12 protein-coding genes are annotated in these 20,950 nt (G+C 47.6%); all 12 read left to right on the top strand.

The features are described from left to right. The first annotated feature begins 6 nt into the window (after positions 1-6). The 12 genes from KJS69_RS12675 (at position 7) to KJS69_RS12620 (ending at position 20,016) form a co-directional block, all read left to right on the top strand. A complete protein-coding gene (locus KJS69_RS12675; RefSeq protein ID WP_213584143.1) occupies positions 7-3,327 on the top strand; it encodes a X2-like carbohydrate binding domain-containing protein in 3,321 nt (1,106 codons plus the stop codon). 230 nt (positions 3,328-3,557) lie between these two features. Continuing rightward, the gene (locus KJS69_RS12670; protein ID WP_213584142.1) at positions 3,558-5,168 is read left to right on the top strand and encodes an extracellular solute-binding protein; all 1,611 of its coding nucleotides are present in this window, start codon (positions 3,558-3,560) and stop codon (positions 5,166-5,168) included. A gap of 79 nt (positions 5,169-5,247) precedes the next feature. Beyond that, positions 5,248-6,216: an ABC transporter permease gene (locus tag KJS69_RS12665; RefSeq protein ID WP_213584141.1), complete on the top strand. Its 969-nt coding sequence runs from the start codon at positions 5,248-5,250 to the stop codon at positions 6,214-6,216. 36 nt (positions 6,217-6,252) lie between these two features. Then, the gene (locus KJS69_RS12660) at positions 6,253-7,143 is read left to right on the top strand and encodes a carbohydrate ABC transporter permease (protein ID WP_213584140.1); all 891 of its coding nucleotides are present in this window, start codon (positions 6,253-6,255) and stop codon (positions 7,141-7,143) included. Positions 7,144-7,530: 387 nt separating this feature from the next. Next, on the top strand, positions 7,531-8,169 hold the full coding sequence (locus KJS69_RS12655; RefSeq protein ID WP_213584139.1) for a phosphatase PAP2 family protein: 639 nt from the start codon (positions 7,531-7,533) through the stop codon (positions 8,167-8,169). A 177-nt stretch (positions 8,170-8,346) separates the two neighbouring features. Continuing rightward, on the top strand, positions 8,347-10,059 hold the full coding sequence (locus tag KJS69_RS12650) for a protein kinase domain-containing protein (RefSeq protein ID WP_213584138.1): 1,713 nt from the start codon (positions 8,347-8,349) through the stop codon (positions 10,057-10,059). 218 nt (positions 10,060-10,277) lie between these two features. Continuing rightward, positions 10,278-10,643: a DUF3307 domain-containing protein gene (locus KJS69_RS12645; RefSeq protein ID WP_213584137.1), complete on the top strand. Its 366-nt coding sequence runs from the start codon at positions 10,278-10,280 to the stop codon at positions 10,641-10,643. A 123-nt stretch (positions 10,644-10,766) separates the two neighbouring features. Then, the gene (locus tag KJS69_RS12640; protein WP_213584136.1) at positions 10,767-11,456 is read left to right on the top strand and encodes a Crp/Fnr family transcriptional regulator; all 690 of its coding nucleotides are present in this window, start codon (positions 10,767-10,769) and stop codon (positions 11,454-11,456) included. A gap of 117 nt (positions 11,457-11,573) precedes the next feature. After that, positions 11,574-13,352 carry a CHASE2 domain-containing protein gene (locus KJS69_RS12635; protein WP_213584135.1) on the top strand — a complete coding sequence of 593 codons (1,779 nt, stop codon included), beginning with the start codon at positions 11,574-11,576 and terminating at the stop codon, positions 13,350-13,352. An 81-nt stretch (positions 13,353-13,433) separates the two neighbouring features. Continuing rightward, positions 13,434-17,123: an Ig-like domain-containing protein gene (locus KJS69_RS12630; RefSeq protein WP_213584134.1), complete on the top strand. Its 3,690-nt coding sequence runs from the start codon at positions 13,434-13,436 to the stop codon at positions 17,121-17,123. Then, the gene (locus tag KJS69_RS12625; protein WP_213584133.1) at positions 17,120-18,703 is read left to right on the top strand and encodes a stalk domain-containing protein; all 1,584 of its coding nucleotides are present in this window, start codon (positions 17,120-17,122) and stop codon (positions 18,701-18,703) included. The genes KJS69_RS12630 and KJS69_RS12625 overlap by 4 nt, the downstream gene beginning before the upstream one ends. 254 nt (positions 18,704-18,957) lie before the next feature. Then, complete coding sequence (locus KJS69_RS12620; RefSeq protein WP_213584132.1) at positions 18,958-20,016, top strand: stalk domain-containing protein; 1,059 nt, start codon at positions 18,958-18,960, stop codon at positions 20,014-20,016. The last annotated feature ends 934 nt before the right edge of the window (positions 20,017-20,950 follow it).

Raw genomic sequence — 20,950 nt, 5'->3', positions numbered from 1 at the left:
TTGGCGATGGTTAGGAGATTTCGAGCAATTGTTAACTTAGCGGTTATCACATTACTGCTGAGCACATTTGTCCCCTATTACTCTGATCTTGTTCATGCCAGCGCGGAGAGCTCCGAAATTCAGCCCTATACGATCCAGTTGGAATTTAAAGATTTATCCTTGACGGAGCCAACGGATTGGTATTTGACGGGTTTAAATCCAACCGCTTATCCCAAAGTTACGCTTCGATGGAACGGGGTCGAAATGGGTCTCTCCAATCCGGCGCCAAAGCGTTCCGTAAGCTTTAAGGTAGAGAACGCCGGTCTTTATCAAGTTGATTTTACTGCGAATTTGCACCCATCTTCCGGTATCGCAGATATTTATCTGGATACAGATAAAGATGAAGATGGGGGCACGAAGTTGATTGAACGATTTAATTTTCTGCAAGTAGAAAGTGGAATCGATCTTAAAACCGAGAGAGCAATGGAATCGGTTTATTTAACCGAGGGAATGCATAAATTTACATTTGTTTCTCTCGAACATGGTCCGGGCAAAAATTCAAACTACATTTATCCGCGCTCATTTAAACTAACCCAATTAGAGAACTCACTACATCCAATTGCAGCTGAATATGACATCATTCAACCAACTGATGTGGATTTCGTTATGGATCTATATAGTGGCGCAGTTTTGATTGGGGTAAAGAACGGGCCTGATGATTTGCAAGCGGGAACGGATTATACGGTTTCCGGAAACATATTAACGATAACTCAAGCGTACTTGTCCAATTTCCCGTTGGGTGAAATTAAGCTCGACCTTATATTTGACAAGAAAAATAATGTCTCGGTTTACATTGACATCATCGATTCGACGCCGATTGTTCAGCCGGGTCCGTATCATTTTGATAAAAGATTGGCGGCTCTAAATGATGTATCGATCGTGATGGACACCTATGGGCATCATGTACAGCAAATTCGCAACGGTGAGGTTACTCTGACTCGCGATAAAGACTACGATACGAATGACACAATCGTTCTGAAAAAATCTTATTTGGCCACACTCGATGTTGGCAGTGTCGAATTAACCATAGTGTTTAGTGAGTCATTACAGTCGACAATTCGGATGGAAATAGCAGATACAAGCTCAACAATTGCACCTGAATATGTAAGAATATTTAGAAATAATTTGAATGACCGAAATATTGTCGTCACCTATTATCCTTATGATGGCATCAAGGCGGAACTTCTTGATATCTACAATGGAGATCAACCTTTATCCAAAGAAGTTGATTATATGCAGTCGGATGGTCATACTATCACGTTGCAAAAAGCATTCGTCTCCTCACTCGAACCAGGTATAACAACGTTGCATTTTGTTATGAGTGATGGAAGCGAACCTACAATGCAAATTCACATCGTAGAAGAAGAAACAGTAAGTATTGCCTCCCTATCTGCAGCGTTGCTGAATGGCACGGTTACTGTAAAGGGAATGATTGATTCAGGTGAAAATCGACAGATCACGATCGTGGTGAACGATCCGAGTGGAGATCTGGAGTACATCGGTCAAACTATCAGTAGCGAGGCCGGGGAGTTTATTTTTTCATACCTGAAAAGCAGACAGCTGCAGGGAACGTACTCTGTAAAGGTTGGCGGTGAAAGCGTAGCCAACCCGGAAGCAACAACGTTCTCCTATACATTAAACGATAATGTGGCATTGAATGACCTGAAGGTTGATGGGCAGACCATCACAGGGTTTAAGGGGGATAAGCTGGAGTATTCCGTCGTCCTTCCAAGCGGAACAACTGCTATACCGAAAGTAACGGCTACTCCTGTGGATGCCAAAGCAAGGGTGGACATTACTGATGCTGAAGCATTACCGGGTACAACTTTGATCAAGGTCACTGCGGAAGATGGGAAGAACATGTTAACATATCGTGTCCATTTTCAAGTGAAAGGCCCGAATCCATCGCCAACACCTAAACCGTCACCATCGCCAACACCAGAACCAACACCAGAACCAACACCAGAACCAACACCAGAACCAACACCAGAACCAACACCAGAACCAACACCAGAACCAACACCAGAACCAACACCATCTCCGTCATGGCCAATCTACCTAGGTTCGCTCGGGAAGGTGGACAAGGGAAACGGTGATGGAGAAGGCAAGATCCGAGAGATATCTGCCGAGGAATTGAAGAATGTCCGGAACGGGATAGTCGAGATCGATATACCGAATGATATCGAAGAGATTCTTCTGCCTGGCGCAGCGGGTGTCCTGCTGGATGGCCATCTGTTGGCTATAACGGTCGGTGACGTGAGGATCGAATTATCCAGCGAACTGTTGAGACGGGCAGCAGCGGAAGCAGATATGGACGAGCAGTCACAATTGTCGCTCCATCTCAGGCCCTTGTCAACAAGCCGTTCGGAGCGGATCATCGGCGAGGCAGCAGCCCGGGCCCATGCACAATTGAATGCCGCCAGTGGGGCATACGATATCGAATTATCGCTTATTGCGGCAGATGGCAGCCGGATTCCGGTCCAGTGGTCGGGGGATGTAGAAGAAGGTATCGATCCACAGTTCGATCCGTCCGCCCTTTCCCCCAAGATCGCATTCAAGATTCCGGCCAGTATGGATAGAGAACTGCTCGGAATATACTTTATTGATTCGAAGGGCGAACTGAATTACGTTGGCGGGAAGGTGAAAGGGAATTGGATGGAAACAGTGGCAGTCCGTCCTGGCCAATATTTGCTGTTGGAGTACAATAAATCATTTGTCGATGTCACCGAAGACTTCTGGGCGGCAAGAGTGATCAAAGCATTAGCAGCTCGTCATATCGTTGAGGGTATCAGCGATACACACTTTGCTCCCGAGAAACCTGTGACCCGAGCGGAATTCACTGCTCTGCTAGTCCGTAACTTGCGGTTGCAAGCACATGGTTCGTCGTTATTCTCCGATGTAGCTGCGGATACTTGGTACTCCAAGGTAGTTGCTGCGGCCGTGGGAGCTGGGTTAGTCAACGGGATTAGCGATGACCTCTTCGCCCCCGACGATCCGATCAGCCGGGAACAGATGGCGACTATGCTGATCCGCGCTTACGAAATCGGGGCTGGCAAGAAGGTGTCCGGAGAAGTCTCCATTAACAGCGTGAACAGAGACCTAGGAGGAAGCAGGTCCACCTTCGTTGATCAAGATGAAATTAGCGATTGGGCATTGTCGTACGTAAGGACAGCTCAACAGTTGGGGCTTCTTCAAGGGAAGGAGAATAACCGATTCGATCCGCAGACTACAACCAATCGCGCCGAAAGTGCACAAGCGATCTACAATTTGATGCAAAGCATAGAATGAGATGAAAGATTGGGGGGCAATAGCTTTTTGCCCCCCATTATACTCATGATCTTTTTTTGCGTAACTTTATCTTTGTTTGAACGGGTGTGTCCATTCGCGATGTTTCTTAACTAAAAAGCTTCAAGTGAAAAGATGATAATTGTGATTTAGCCAATGATGTAGGACCATGAAAAAGACCAAACAGCATGACTCCACAGCCAAGAGGGAAAATTTAATCTGGAGGAGACAAAATGTTGAAAGAAGTAAAAAGCGGGCTGGTCTTCCTGACATTAATATTATTGTTGGTTGCCTGTTCATCACATCAGCCATCGGAGAGCTCGCCGCAGCCAGACAATATTACTGGAACTTCTGACGAAGATGTGGGACAAACAGGTGAAGGTGCCAAGAAGGAAAAAATCAGCTTGAATTGGTTTGTAACATCGCAACCTAATACCAATTTGCCGGATGGCGACAAAGATTTTGTCAGGAAAACGATTGAAGAGAAATTTAATGTTGAAATGAAATTGGACTATATGATCCAAGGCCAAGATTTCATCAATAAGACCAATTTATTACTGGCTTCGACGCCTCCCGATATGTGGCGCGATAGTACGCCGGACGGGGGAAACCAGTATGCTCTTGACGATCTCCTTGCCGATCTGACGCCGTTTGTAACTCCGGAAACGATGCCGAATTATTTCAAATACTGGACAACTGAGAAGGAATTGCAAGCTTATCAGATTCAGAATAAATTCGTGCGCGCGCCAATTCCATTTAATCGAAATATTTATCGCGTCTACTATATTCGTGAAGACTGGTTGAAAAATCTGGGGCTCGAAGTCCCGACAACCTATGATGAATATGTCGATGTATTGCGGAAATTCCGTAATGATGATCCCAATCGCAGTGGCAGTAAAGATACGTATGGATTTACAACCGCAGGCGGCGGCTCAGGCATTGGCACAGATTGGCCGGAATACTTCCGCCACGGATTGACGTATCCGCGAAAGATCGAAAACAACCAATATGTAGATATGCTAACAGATCCCAGGATTGAGTATGTTATTGACGATATTGTCAAACTGATCGAAGAAGATTTGATTGACCCTGACTGGTTCCTTAACAAAGATCCGCAACATATAGAGAAAGCCATTCAGGGGAAAGTAGGGGTAATTCTCGGGACGAGACAAGAATTCGCCTTGGATAGCAATCCGCAAGGAATTCAAGCCCGCACCAAGCAACTGTTTCCTGATGCCAATTGGGTGCCAATGAATATCTTTCCGGATACATCGATAGCGATAAAGCCTAGTCCCGGCAGTCCGTTCCTGTTTGCGAAACAGGTTGCGGAAAAGGACCCGGAAAAAGTGAAGCGCTCCATTGAAATTCTCGATTGGCTGGCAAGTGAAGAAGGCTATCTTCTGACCCACTATGGAGTGGAGGGGCAGCATTATACAAGAAAAGGTAACACGATTAAGATAAACCTTGAAGCATTCACGAATGATGTAATTACACAGGGCGATTTTCTGAAAATATGGCAGTTCTTTACTCCATTTGATGCTTCTCAAATATTTGATTTAGAAGTGCTTGATCCAAGACAGACGGATCGAGATCGCGAAATATTAGAGTTTTTTAGTACGGTCAAGCTGGATGAGAATGAAGGCGTCTCCCTCATTGCTCCGGAAGGTTTCGATTTGGCAGCTTTCCGCAAACGTCAGTCTGAATTTCAGGTAAAAGCTGTTCTGGAAGATAAGTCGGGAAAGAACTGGCCGCAATATCGGGAAGAATTAATGACGAAGTATAATGGAAACGAATTATTCAATGCCTATATCGAAATTATGCGTAAAGCTGGAGCCATTAAGTAAGAGATCGTGCAATCAAACCCGGGTAAGGAAAGTGCGTCTCCGCTTTACCCGGGTTCCGGTTAGGATGGGGTGAAGAACCATGCACAATGCAATAAAGGGAGAAATAGAAGGCGCTGCAACCGGGAGGACATCGAAGGGAAAGCGGAATATCGTTTGGCGCGGTTTGTATCGCGGCCGCTGGTTTTATTTGATGATGTTTCCTGGTCTGTTATACTATTTTATCTTTAACTATTTGCCAATGGGAGGATTGTTGATTGCATTCCAGAAATACAACTTGCTTAAAGGGATTTGGGGAAGCCCCTGGGTCGGATTGGATAACTTTCGAGTCATTCTTCAAACTCCCGACTTTCCGATCATCCTTAAAAACACGCTGATCATAAGCGTTTATCGCGTATGCTTCGGCATGTTGACCGATATCGGTTTGGCGTTGATGCTGAACGAGATTCGCATTCAATGGTTTAAACGAACGGTGCAAACGATTACCTACGGACCTTATTTCCTCTCCTGGGTAATTGTATATGGATTGGCATTTTCCTTCCTCGCTCCGGAATCGGGGCTAATCAGCACGTGGTATCGGGAGATGGGCTGGGGTGCGCTCAATTTGTTAACGGAGAAAGAATTTTTTCGGCCGCTGCTGATCATGACGGATATATGGAAAAGTACAGGCTATGGCGCGATTATCTATTTGGCTGCGCTGGCGACAATTAATCAGGAGTTATATGAAGCCGCGGTCGTTGATGGCGCGGGGCGTTGGAGGCAATTGTGGCACATTACGCTGCCGGGGATTCGGGATGTATTCATTCTGCTGCTCATTCTGCGCATCGGACATATTCTCGACGCCGGTTTCGACCAGGTCTATATTTTCCTCAATGCTCGTGTCTATGAAACCGGAGATATTATCGATACATGGGTATTTCGTCGGGGGCTGGAAAGCCTTGACTTTAGCGTTGCTGCAGCAACGGGCCTCTTTAAATCGGTTGTGGGGCTCATTCTCGTTCTTGGCGCGAATAAATTGGCCAAAAAAATAAACGGATCAGGCATTTGGTAAAGTAGGGTGGAAAAGGGGAGGAGGGAGATCCCGGCAATGTCATTTGTATTGCAAAAAACAAAAGTGGATAAAGTTGTAGACGTATGGCTTTATGTCATCCTTGCCTTATTTTCGCTGGCGACGTTATTTCCACTTTATTATGTGTTTATTATGTCGATCACTCCATTTGAGGAGGTGCTGAGCAATGGGGGATTCGTCATCGTCCCCAGTGAGATTACATTCGCAGCATACAAGGAAATATTCTCTAGCAGACGAATACCGGATGCTTTGAGAATTACAGTTACCATTACCGTTATCGGCACTTTTTGCAATCTCCTCGTAACAACGCTGTTGGCATACCCATTGTCTAAGAAATTTCTGTATGGCCGCAATCTGATCTTGCTTGCGTTGGTCTTCACGATGCTGTTTAACGGGGGATTAATCCCGACATATCTCGTTGTACGTGGAGTTGGCCTGTACAATACGATCTGGGCGATGATTATTCCGGGCATGGTATCGACGTTTAACTTGCTCATTATGAAGACTTATTTCGAGAATTTGCCAGGTGAACTGGAAGAAGCGGCGAAGGTGGACGGTTGCGGGGATGTGGCAACGCTGTTCCGCATTATACTGCCGTTGTCGATGCCGATTATGGCCACATTAGGCTTGTTTTATGGTGTGACCCATTGGAACGAATATTTCAAAGGTATCATGTATATTACGGAAAAATCACTGGAGCCTATTCAGGTCGTTCTGCGGAATATGATCCAGACGCCGAATATTAGCCAGGAACTGATGACTACCAGCACGATGGAACTGGCACAGCTGCCGCCGGAAACCGTAAAGATGGCCACCGTCGTTGTCGCGATCTTGCCCATATTGGCCATTTATCCGTTTCTCCAGAAATATTTCATCAAAGGAATGTTGATCGGAGCGGTCAAAGGGTAAAAATTAAGGCTTTCTATAGAGAAAAAGAAATCTGCAGAAGTGGGTGCACAAGGATTTGCTTCTTATAGGGAACATGCTCATGGAGCAATTTTCAGAGTACTGCCGGACCCAGAGAGTGGCAGGGTAATTTTCGTTAACATAATATGCCTGTATTTCCTTCGCCTCAGGAAATGCAGGCTTTTGTAATTTCAATTACAAATTTACGATAATGTTTGTGCTACGATAGGGTCATAACTTATTGCTGGTACTCTGTGCGGTAGGGAAACCGTCGTGCCTTGGGATTAATTGATCCATTTCTATTTTAAAATGTAAGGAGGAAATTGCGTGTTCTTGCAAGCCAAGCAGGACTAGCGGTCCCCTGCGCCAGAGATTAAGGAGTGAAGAAAGATGAGAGCAGGACTTGCCCTTTTACTTATGATTGGCTTTATTGTTCTGGGCTTTGCCATCTCGACGGCTGCTATCGAATCGTCGGATAGAATGATAGGCGATTTCTTGCACAGCTTGCGTGCGGAGGGATTGAATTCGATGATGAGCGTCGTAGGAGGATTGGGAGCTACATCAGCCTTTGCTGTAGTTCTCGCTCTCGGAGCTGCCGTGCTTCTCTGGCTCAGGAAGGGGAAGGAGGCGCTGCTGCTGGTCGTAACTCTGATTGCAGCCTGGTTGAGCAATAGCTTATTGAAAAATTGGATAGCAAGAGAGCGCCCGGTAGATTGGGAAAGATTAGCGGAGGCGGACGGATACAGCTTTCCCAGCGGCAATGCGATGATTTCCCTGGCTTTCTATGGATTAATTGCACTGATGCTTCTAAGATCAGGTAACGGTTGGGGGCGATCGGCGGCTATTGTGGTTTACATCTTTATTTTTCTGATAGGAGTCAGTCGCATTTATCTGGGTGTCCATTATGCAAGCGATATTATTGGGGGCTTCCTGGCAGGAGGGACGCTTCTCGCACTTGCTGCTTTGGCGCTCCGTACTAAGCAGGACAGGAAAACAGACTACTATTTTAAAAATGTAATTAAGAGATGACACGAGGGCTGGAAAACTAGAGAAGAATCGGTTTGGTTTGTTAGTGTGAACGCTTTTTTGTGATGTTATAATTAGTAAGAGCTATGGATAGCGCTCCCATAGATATATAGCAAAAGACATCCTGATGCGGAGGCTGTTGATAACGAATTCCCAGTATATACAAAAGGAATCCCGACGATGAGCTTATCCAATTATCAAATCTATCAATTATTATATGAAGATCGGCAAAAGAAGATTTGCCGTGCCTATCGAATTCCGGATCATCAACCTGTCATCCTGAAAATAGGGAAGGCTGGCTATTCTACATCCGATGTGGCGAGTTACGTAGGGGAATTTGAAATTATGCGGAGCTTGCGTGCTTCAAGTATTTTTAAGCCATATGAGCTGAACCGGGAAGATTGTTGCTACTATATCGTTTTTGAGGGGGCGGAGGGAACTCCGCTGTCCACTTATATGGAAGGACGCCGAATGTCATTAAGCTCTTTTCTGCGTCTGGCGGCGCGGCTGACTGAAGGGGTTAGCCAAATACATCAGGAGCATGTGCTTCATGGCAATTTGCAGCCTGACCATATCTTCGTCGAAGAGTCGACATTGGAATTCCGGTTGTTCGACTTCAGCTGTGCGGTTCTTCTAGACGGTGAACACTCCTTCTATTCCCGTCCTTCTTGGAACTCCCTCCCCTACCTTGCCCCGGAGACGGCCGGCCGTTTGAATCGTCCACTCGATTTTCGCGCAGACCTCTATTCTTTAGGAGTTCTGTTTTATGAAATGCTTACTGGACAGCTTCCCTTTCTCGCTTCCAATCGGCTGGATTGGATTCATGCTCATCTAGCGGTCACCCCGGTTGCTCCCCATCGCTTGGTTCCAGCTTTGCCGCTTGATATTAGTGAGATGGTTATGAGGCTTCTGGCCAAGAATGCAGAAGACCGTTATGAGACGGCAAGCAAGCTCCAGGTCGATCTCGAGAAGTTCCGTGCTCGAATACAACAAGACAAGGCCATGGCATGGACCCTTGGAAGCGAGGGACATGATGCTGTCCCCCTTTCCTTCAGGAAAGCCAGAGAGTTTCTTCCCGCTGTTCCCGCCTCTAAGTTCAAGCGTAAGGAAATCATTTACGAGCCGGATTCAGAAGAGAGCCGGGATCTTGACCTGTCTGTTATTCTCCGAGCTTATGACAGTATAGCGAATATTACGAATATTCAGGAGTTGCTAAAGCAATTAATGACTCTGGTCGTCAAGCAGGCCGGGGCGCAGAAGGGCTGCCTTTTGTTAGTGGATGATGATGGCATTGGAGCTGTTGCCGAAAGGCGAGAAGAGGGGGAGGTGATCCTCCATAAGGTGCCGTTACCCATTGCCAAGTTCTGTTGGATATCTCCAGCGATAGTAGAGGAGGTGGCCAAAACCAGGGAGGCGGTTTGCCTGGGGGATGCTTCTCGGGAAGGGGACTATGTCAACGATTCGATCATTAGCGAATCAGAGGCTCGTTCCATCCTCTGCTTGCCCATAGCCCTTCAAGGGGATCACGCAGGGATTCTTTATTTATCTAATGAAGCTGTCTCGGATGTGTTTAGAAGGGAAGGGCAGCAGGTCCTTCGTGTTCTGGCTGCGCAGGTGGTCCAGATCAATCGAATTTTTCGTTCGCGTATCTCAGGCAAGCAGCCGCCTCGGGACGTCCTGGCTCACGTAGTAGACCCGCTGACTCATAGAGAAACGGAAGTGTTAAATCTTATCGCCCTCGGTCTGTCCGATAAGGAAATTGCCTTCCAATTGAGGATTTCTCCGGGAACGGTGAAATATCATGTCCGAAATATATACGGCAAGCTGGGCGTCAAACGGCGAACGATGGCTGTAGCCGTAGCCCAAAAAATGAACTTGCTTACGAGTGAATAAACATTTCAGCACCGAGAAGTATAAGTTTTTCCCAGAAAGCTTGCTCCGGAGCTAAAGAGCATTTTTACACCCTAATCTTAAAAATAGCAAAAACTGTAGAATTGAAGTGCAGATTTGCACCATAATGTGAGCGTGATTACAGAATCGACGGCTGCACCCGGTTTACAATAGGATTGCGCGGCGGACCCTAAGCAACCAACCATAAGGGAGACTCTATCGTGAACCAATTCAGTGCATTTGACCTTCTGCTGATCGCTCATTTGATCGGCGATTATTTACTGCAAACCGAATGGATGGCCAAGTATAAGGCGGAGCGCTGGGGCGCGCTTTTGACCCACAGTCTAGTGTATACGGCCGTTATTGCCTTATTTGCTTTTCTATGGATTCCAGGGGGGGTGTCCATATGGGGGATATTGCTGGTGTTTGGCTCCCACGTATTTTTGGATCGGCGCAAGCCGGTAGCCTACTGGTATGAGAAGATTATGAGGGTTACGGATGAACGCAGTAAATGGCTAATGATTATCGTTGACCAAACCTTTCATTTGATTGTATTGGCGCTCATTCTATTATTGCCCGCAGTATGACAAAAAGCAGGACTATAGTCCTCCAAATTAATGTCCCCCTTCCTTTTTACAGGTGCATTCTACCCGGGAATCCGCTATTCTATTTTTAGTGTTATAGCATTGAAAAAAGAGGCGGTTTATCGAATGAAAGAAGTCTTTGTTTTTTTACGGGATTTTCCTTTCTTTCAGGACCTGGAGGAAGAGGATCTGGAGAAAATTGCCCCTCTCTTTATTAAGAGAACCTACGATAAAGGAGTTAATGTGTTTTTGGAGGAAGGGGAGGGCGACGAGCTCTATATTATTCAGTCGGGTGTTGTCAAAATTTATAAGGTAGACGATTCCAGGGAAATCATTCTGGCAATTTTCAGAGATGGAGATTTTTTTGGAGAAATGGCCGTATTGCAAAATGAACAGACACGTTCGGCATCCGCTAAAACAATGGAAAAAACAACGGTATATGTTTTGAAGCGGCGGGATTTTGTAGCACTGATGAATAAGAGTCCGCAAATATCGATCAAAATTTTGAAAACGGCTTTGGACCGTCTGCGAAAAGCCAATGAATTCATTACGGACCTGACTATTCTGGATGCGCGTACCCGGATTGCCAGAGTGCTGCTGAGGCTAACCGAAAAGCACGGCGTTCGTCAGAAGAGCGGGATCATTATAGATCTCAAGCTCACTCATCAACAAATTGCCGATATGACGGGCACGGTTCGGGAGACGGTGACGAAAATTATGCTGGAGCTGCAGAACCAGCAAATGATTCGAGTCGACAAGAAAAAGATTTCGATCTGCGATGTGGCGAAATTGGAAAGGCTCGCGGGAGCAACCTGAGCGAAACTATATATCACATTAATAGATCCAAATGTCGATTTATAGTAGGTAGACATCTTGGCAAAGTGTGAAGCAGGGGAGAGGAACAAACGGGGAGCCGTCCCTAGGAGAGGTTGCATGAAAAAATTTCTAAGAGGCTTGATTGTTGTCGGAAATATGTTGGTCTTATTGCTCTGCCTGGTCCTGTTTTTCAGTGATTCATTGTTGAAGTTGGACCGGGCTATCTATGATTTCGATATGAAGAAATCGATGAGCCAGGCGCCACACGAGGATATTATCGTTATTGATATCGATCAGGAATCGCTAGATTTGCTAGGGACGTTCCCGTGGCCGCGGGATGTGTACATTCCGTTGTTGGAAAATATAGCGGAAGCCAAGGTAATCGCCTTCGATATTCATTTTCCTACTAAAAGCGAGGACCCCGAGATGGACGAGGCGTTTGCGGAAGCGCTGGGAAGGATGGATAACGTAATCATCCCTTCCTACGTGGAGCTGGAAACTTTTTTTGGCAAGGAAACGAAGGTGAGAAAGGGAGAGCTTCTCAAAGGGCAGGCGTTATATCAATCGATTCCCCTTATCGCTGAGGCTGCCGAGACCGGCCATATTAATGCGGCGATCGACGAAGACGGAGTGATTCGCCGAACCTGGCTCATGCTGGATAGTCCGGAGGGCCCGATTCCCTCTCTTGCTTACCGGACGGCCCAAATGTACGGGGCGGATGTTGAGCACTACCTGAATGATCATCCACAAACCGAAATGCAGATCAAATACAATGGCGTCACTAGAGATTTCATGAACATTCCTTTCTATATGGTGTTGAACGGAGAGGTTCCTCCGGAGACCTTTCAGGACCGGATTGTTCTGATCGGAATGGCGGCGGCCGGGGATGATGCGAAGCCGACCCCTGTAGAGAGTCATATGTATCTTGTGTACGCTCACGCCAATATTATTGATCAATTGCTGCACAATGAAAAAATAACGATGGCCCCAAAGCCGGTCTTATTGTCGCTCATGATTATAATGCTGCTGTTGACGATAGTGTTCACTTGGCGCACCAAACCGATCTACAGCGTTATGCTGGTGTTCCTCTTCTCGATAATATGGCTGTACGGTCAATGGCTGTCGTTCAAGGGACTGTCGCTTTATATCAGTCCGGTGTATCCGCTGACGGCTGTATATACAGCGTTTTTCCTCAACATCGCACTGAAAACTTATTCCGAAATGAAGCAAAAGCAATTTATTACAAAACAGTTTGGCCGCTACATTTCTCCCGAGTTGGTCGAACAGATGGCGGACAGCGGTGCGGAATTGCCGCTGGGGGGAGTGAGGAAGGAATTATCGATTTTATTCCTGGATATACGGGGATTCACTCCTTTGTCAGAAAAGCTGCTGCCCGAGGAAGTCGTCGATTTTCTGAACATGATGTTCGATATGATCACGAGTGAGGCGCTGCAAAATAAAGGAATGATTGATAAATTCATTGGGGATGCGGCGATGATTTTGTTTAATGCCCCTCTGGATGTTCCACATCATGAATATTACGCGGTCAAAACGGCCTGGGATATTCAACGCGGGATGGAGCAGGTTCGCCAGGAAATATGGGCGAAGCATGGTGTAGAGGTTAGCGTCGGTATTGGCATCCATACCGGGGAAGTCGTTGTGGGCAATATTGGTTCTTATCTGAAGGTGGATTATACCGCTATTGGCGACCACGTCAATACGGCGGCACGGATTGAGTCGAATACGGAAGCGAATCAGATTCTCGTATCGGAGGCGACGTATGAGCGCACGAAAGCTTATTTTGAATTTAACGACGCAGGTGAAAAAAGCTTGAAGGGAAAATCGGCCGCTATCCGCCTGTTCGAGGTAACCGATTATGTAAAATCACCGGAGTGAAGCGCAGCCTGGACAACAAACGAGATTAAAGGGAAATAGACTGCCGCAATGAAGGGATCGGGAATAAAGGATGAGAATGAAATGAAGAATGGGGGAGCAGACGATTTGAGAACGGATCAGAGGCGAAGACAAGGTGTGCTGCAATCTTGCTGGTACCGACTGATAATGTCGGCTGTAATCATAGCTTTGTTAGGCGCAGGGACAGTCATTCCTGCAGAAGCGGCATCATCACGCATGGCTAAAGTGGTGGAGGTCAAGGGAACCGTCACGGTGAAGAAAGCCGGGGGCACCAAGACCTATAAAGCTTTTAAAAATATGAGCCTTAATAAAGGCGATTGGATAGCGACGGACGATGAGTCCAGCGTTATCCTGTCGGTTGTCGATTATGACGACGAGATAACAGTCGGTGAAAATTCAGAGCTGTATCTTTCCGAGCTGCAGGATGCGCTTGACGGCAAGCAGACGGATATCAACATCTTGTCAGGCACAGTGTATGTCAAAGCCAAGTCGTTAACGAAAGATTCGGATTCCTTTACGGTTTCTACTCCTACGGCGATTATGGGAGTAAGGGGAACGCAATTTCTGGTCACTGTTGACGGCAGAAGCGGTGATTCGCGAGTCTTTGTCGCTTCGGGGAAAGTTTATGCGGAGCCGAGGAATGAAGGCGATCCGGCGGCTTTGGCTGACCGTTCCGCCTGGGTCTATCCGGCGATGCAGGGTTCGTTCTATGACCAGACTTCGGGTGTATCCGTCATCGATCCGGACAGCCTGATCTTCTCTTTGTCACCCGAAATCGTAGCAGCAATAATTAGGAATAAGGCGCAGATGGATCGCGAGCACGATCAATTTATGGATGAACAGCATGAGCGGATGCAGCAGGGGATGACGGATGGAGTTCTGGAGCGCTTGAAGCTTGATAGCGAAGCGGACTTAGAGAACTACAAGCAGAACCTTCATTCCCTTGTCAATCTTATAGCCAAGAAGGCAATGGATCTCAACATGGCAGAGGAAGCTGCTCTTCGAAGGCTGGTCGATCAGGTGAATGAGGATTTGAACAGACCGATCGACCTGAATGATCCCCATACCTTTGTATGGGATAATCGCTTGCGGCAGGAACTGGAGCAGTTGAACAAGCAAGAGGAACAAAGAAAACGTCAGCTCGAAGAAGAGGCCAAGCGACGCATGGACCAGAATCGGCAGCTCCTGGATAAGTTGGAGGAGCAGCGTGAGCGGTTGGCTAGAGAAAATGAGAGGGCCATGCAAGAGAGGCGCAAGCAATTGGAGGAAGAGTACAAAAGCCGACTGAGTGATCAGGAAAAGGTCAGATTCGAGGAGAATCAGAAGTCGAGAGACGGAAATCTCCCTCTTCCCTTCTATCCTGTGGCTCCTTCTCCAACATCCAAGCCGCCGGTGGACCCGGGAGCCATTGTTCGTATAGAAGATCTCACCAGATCGGTGAATTGGAATGAAGCCTTCACCTTACCGGCCACGGTGGATGCAGAGATGAGCAATGGCTCGACTCGGCAGGTAAGTGTGGAATGGAATCCGGCCACGGTTGATACGAGCGTAACCGGCACTTATACCTATGAAGGAACGGTTAAGGGGTACGGCTCGAAGGTTAAACTGACGCTTACCGTCACAGCTCCGTTGGATACGGCTATCCCTATTAAAGCGAATCAACCGATCGTGTTTGCGGGCGGGGTTGTACTCGATTTTGGCGCGGCATCCATCCCTCCTGGCGCCACGATTACATTACGCTCGGTTCAGCCTGTGCTTCCTTCGGGAGGAGGAATGGCAGTGGCGGGTCCGGTTATCGATTTTCAACTGAACGGGTTTACGATTACCGAGCCGGTTCTGGTTCAATTCCCATTGGATCCGAATGCGGAGGCCAGTGCTGCAGGAATCTTCTATGAGCGGAGCGAAGGAGAGTGGGAGTACATCCCGACCACCGTGCGGAATGGAACAGCTTCGGCGTGGGTAAATCACTTCTCGGTGTACGGAGCACTGACCGCTCCGCAGGTGGAGAAGGTAACGTCGATACCGGAGCCGGGATTGATAGAGCCGGGTACGGAAATTACGCTGCAGTCCAGTAAGCCGGATGCGCTTATTTATTACAAGCAAGGAGATCGATATGTACGTTACGAGAGCAACCGTAAACCGTCCATTCCGCAAGATGGCCATGCATTGGAGGCTTATGCTGCAAGCCGGAATATGCGGGATAGCGATCCGGTGCGACTAAGCTACAGCACTGCGGAGGCGAAGGTTCTGGACGACTCGCGGATTGCCGTTACGTTCCCGGATCGGGTAACGGTCGGTACAGAGCCCATCAGCGATTGGATGGGGGTGCTGCCGAGAGTGACCCAGGAGGGTGGTCAGAGCTATCTGCTGGGAGTATGGCCGACCGATTCGGCGGTTACGATGCCAAATGCCGGTGCTGCGATTGCTTCAGTGGAATCTGTGAAAAGCAATGGATTGATATTGACCTTGCAGGAAGATGCGGCTGCCTTGCCGCAGCAGTCTTATGAAGTCAGATTTTATAAACGGTTGGATAACGATCGACAGTTTACCGATTACGTGGCCAGGAGCAATCCGTTTCCATTAGGAGGACAGGATCCCGGTTCAGATCCAGGACCGGATCCCGACCCGGATCCCGATCCGGTTGGTTCGTTTGTGATCGGGGCAGAGGCTTATGAGAACAGAGCCATTCTGGAGTGGGAACGGATAGAGGCTGCGGAGAGATACAAGATTTATTTGAATGGCGTTCTGCATGATGAAAAGATTCAGGAAGATTTCGCTTTCGACACCCTATTCTACTCCTTCGATACTTTGGAATTTGGCCAGGAGTATATGGTGAAGATCGAGGCTTGGAGCCCGGAGGACCGGCTTCTTGCGGTTGGCGAAGTCGTCTTCGAAACGGAAAGCCTGGATGATCTGGCTGTCAATATAGATAACACGGCTTCGGATTCCATTACGATCAGCTGGGAGGATTATATACCGGATTACGGACAATACCGGATTTATTTGGACGATGAGGAAGTAGAAAGCCGATCGGCCGGCGAACTCCTGCAGTATACGTTCCGGGATTTGCTGCCGGCTACGGAATATAGGATTAGAGTGGAAGCGTGGATGGGAGGAAGAGATGCGCCTTCTGCTGCTGGTGAGTTGACAGTCATTACGACAGAAGAACCAGAACCGATCGATTCTATAGAGATCATGGCAGAGCCTTACGAAAATATAGTTAATCTGGGATGGGGACGTGTAGAGGGTGCGGAAAATTATATCATCTATTTGAATGACGTTCTGTACGATGAAAAGCTGCAGGAAGATTCCGACACAATCTATCACTATATTCAATCTTTGGAATTCGGCCAGGTGTATGCGGTGAGGATTGAGGCAAGGGGTCTGGATAACCGGCTTCTTGCCATGGGGGAGACTATCTTTGAAACGAGAAGCCTGGATCCTATAACCATTAACATTGAGAGTGTAACCTTCGATTCGATTATGATTAGTTGGGAAGCTTATTTCCCGGATTTTCACGGAGTATATCGGATTTATTTGAATGATGAACTAGCGTATGTATCGGCTGACGAGCAGCTCCAATACATCTTCACCGGCTTGTCGCCGGAAACCCAGTACAGAATTCGAGTTGCAGCATATGAGGGAGGAGATTTTCCATCTGCCGAGGGGGAAGAGACTATCCAAACACCACCTAATACGACAGCATGGAGAGCCCCCATTGGACACTACAAAAATAAGGAGTACTTACTATGAAGCGTTTAAGCATGGGGTTGATCGTATCGATCCTGCTAATCAGCTCTGCGAATACCGCTGCGGCAAGCTCTTCCCTCGGGGTTAAGGGAGAGACCGGACAGCTTCTCTCTCAGACTACAACGGTCACCGGCAGCGGAACTTTGGGCGGCAAGGACGGAGCGGCATCGTCCGCTTCGTTCCGGACCCCGGCCGGAATAGCCCTGCATCCGGACGGAACGGTCTGGATAGCGGACAGCAAGAGCCATCTGATCCGCCGATTATCCGGCGGCCATGTGGCTACGCAGGCCGGCTGGACGGCATGGCTGGATGAGAAGGGCTTCCCTTCCGGTACCCTGCTGGATGGCCCCCGGGGAGAGACTGTCTTCCAGTATCCGCAAGGAATGGCCATCGATAAGCAAGGCAATGTTTACGTAGCGGATACGGAGAATCATGCCATTCGTCAAATCACGGCGGCCGGCACGGTTACCGTCGCAGGAGACGGGGTGCAGGGAAAACGGGACGGCCAAGGGGAAGAAGCCCGATTTCACTCCCCGGCGGATGTCGCTGTTGCGGCCGATGGAACGTTATATGTGACAGATACATTGAATCATGCTATCCGCAAGATTTCTCCGGACGGTACGGTTACGACCTTGAATGATCTGTCCGAGCGACTGGTCGAGATCGTGCCCGGTTATGTAGAGCCGGCCGGGGATTATAAAGACGGGGAATTGAGCAGCGCCAGATTTAACGAACCATCCGGCATTGTAATGGATGAACAAGGCAATCTGTTCGTCAGCGATACCGGCAACCAGTTGATCCGTTACATCGATTTGCAGCGGGGGACGGTGTCGACAGTGGCAGGTGATGCCAGTCTCGCTTATCCGTCCCACGGTCTGTATAAAGAGGGAGATTACAATGACGGAGAGGCGGACAAAGCACGGTTTAATTTTCCAAGAGGAATCGCTCTGACCTCCGAAGGCGGACTTGTGATCGCAGACAGCTTGAATCATTCCATCCGCTACCTGCACGAAGGCCGAGTGATGACATTGGCAGGCAGCCCCGAGAAATTCGGAAACGGGGATGGAATCGAATCCGAGGCCAGGTTCCATATGCCATTAGATGTGTCTGTAGATCGGGAGGACCATGTTTGGGTAGCCGACTCCTATAACCACACCATTCGTCAAATCGAATTCTATCGCTATCCAGATACGACGACCCGTACTGGTAGCATGCAAATATTTCTAGGGCAGAAGCAGGTAGAGTTCGAACGGCCGCCGCAAAATGTCGCTGGACGGACCATGGTTCCTGTGCGGGCTTTAGGAGAAGCGCTAGGCGCCGAGGTGCTGTATACGGAAACAGACGAAGCTCGCCATGTCGCCTTGGTTAAGGACGGATTGACGCTGCAAATGACGATCGGCGAGAGTGAGTTAGCCGGCTTAAGAGATGGAACGGAAATTTTCCGGAAGTCCCTGGATGCAGCTCCGTTTCTGGAAGGAGATTATACTTTTGTCCCCCTCCGTTTCTTTTCTGAAGAAATGGGGCTCGATGTACAATGGGATTCCGAATATAATGCGGTCATTTTGCGAGAGAAGTTAAGATAAGTGTCAGTCCAATAAGCAAAGCTGTCGCCTTGTAGACTAGAACTATAACGAGAATAACGAACCATCCTTGTATGATCTGCTTGCAGACCGATCAGGATGGTTTTTTTACTTAACGGGTGATTGGGAAGAGACAGATTAGGGGTAAACATACGGGACTGCAAAAATGGACTGCAACTTTTATCCAGCAAGCAGCGTCTAATAATGAAATGGAAATGAAACCCATCACCAGATTCTAAAAAGGAGAGAAAATCTAGATGAAAAAAAGGATGTTTCTGTCCGGGCTGATAGCCGGCGCAATAGTAGCGGGAGCTACGACTGCTTTTGCTGCTGATTATATCAAGGCCGCACTATACCCAGTCCAACTGATCATCAATGGGGAAAAACAGGATCTATCCGAGGAATATGCTATTTTGAATTATGACGATGACGCTTATGTTCCCCTTCGGCTGGTTGCTGAACGGCTAGGTGCGGAGGTGGGGTATATTCATGGCTCGAGCTATGAGGACACTCAAATTACGATCGATCTTCCCCAAGGGTGGGAAGGCGAGGAGGCGGGAAATAATCCTATCCCCTCAGGACTCGTCTACCATGTTGGAATTGGAAATTACTTCAATTGGATTCGCAAGACCGAGGAGGTTACTTTAGCCCATTTCCAGGAAGCCTTTGAGCTGACAGATCTGGATGTGGAATTGATTGTGAAATATTACGAGGTCTGGGGACTTCCGCCGATTCCTCCCGAGTACCATGTATTTGATCATGCAGCTTATACTATTCCGGATTATTTGATCTCCCATGTAGGTCTGGCTGAGTTTGAAGCCTGGACCCAGACGGATGGTCGTCTTGATTTGGCAGGCTTCCAGCAATATTTCGGGCTGACCGATGAGAAAGTAAGAGAGGTTGAATATCAGACTCTCAAGGAGAGAAGCCCCTCAGCGCTAGGTCAATCCAAAGGGTTCAATGTGAAGGAGTACGGCCAATCGTCTCCGACTATCGAGAAACAGCTTCGCGAGCTGCTGGCTAATCCGCCGCAGGGGACAGAATTCGCGCAAAAATCGAGCGAACCGGAATGGCTTAATACTGTGGTAGAAAATGAGGGGGTCGTGGTTGTAGATTTTAATGAAGAAATGGTGCAGCAGCTGGGACCTCTATATATAATCGATTATCAAAAGCTCCACAATCTATTGAACGATGTTGTCTTTAGTGATTCTCGAGTGGAGAAGGTCTATTATCAAATTAATGGAAGCTATGCGGATTGGGGTTTCTGGTTTTGGTTCGGCGAGGATGGAGTGACCCGTGAGGAAGCCAATCAGTGATAAGTAATGAAATGCGCTGGAAGTAACGTAAAGAGGCTGGAAAGTCCGGAACTAGCGGAAATAGTCTAGAAATAGTCTGGCCTATTTATCCCGATTTTTGTATTATCGGGTTAAGCCCCCCCACCTCTATAGGTGGGCTCAAAATCAGGTGGAGTAGAGTCTCCATCTGATTATTCGATATTCAGCTAAGCTGAACGAGTTCACTTATATGGGAAGCCGTATGCCGCCGTCGTAAATGGACGGCGTTTTTTTTACTTTGCACGTCAGAATTTGTAAGTCTTTTAACTGCTTTTGCTGCGCCAGATCCATCGTACCGGTAGCTTTTGCGGTTTCTAGTGTATTCCCGTCTTTCTAAAATTCCTCACTTGCCAAATGGCCAAATGGCAAAAGGAATGCGAAAGTGCAGTCGAAGGGCAGCTTTTGACCTTATTTCGAGAGATCTGCTGCAAAAATGCAGTGGATTCGTATGTGGAGCCCCCAATAAGGACTGGATTGAAGAAATGGACTGTATTATTGCAGTCGATGATTAAAAAACGGCCCATTACGGTCCGAAGTAATGTATTATTGCAGTTGTTCAGCGATGCACCTACAATTATGCCGGCGATGAGTCCAGGGGGAATGATTACAAATATAAGTTTTCCAAACGTATATTTACGCAATTGGATAGGGATCGGACATGAAATGAGGGGATTTCCAAAAAAAGAATGAGGCGCTGTCAAATGGTTTTAAATAGGGGTTAGAGGTCTATTATTTTTCGCGTGGAACACCTTGTTTGTCGGGGTTTATCTTCCTTAAAATCAGCGATAAACGCCTTTGAATCGATATATAATCAAGTTTTTAGGTGTGATAATATTAGGGTGATCATTCGAGTTAAACGATTCCATAGAGTCAACCAAAGGAGGGTGGACAGGATGGAGAGATTTGCGCTATTCGG

The sequence above is a fragment of the Paenibacillus sp. J2TS4 genome, from assembly GCF_018403245.1.
Classification (GTDB): Bacteria; Bacillota; Bacilli; order Paenibacillales; family NBRC-103111; genus Paenibacillus_L.
Note: the sequence above shows the minus strand (reverse complement) of the source record. Positions and strands in the feature narration are given on the sequence as shown.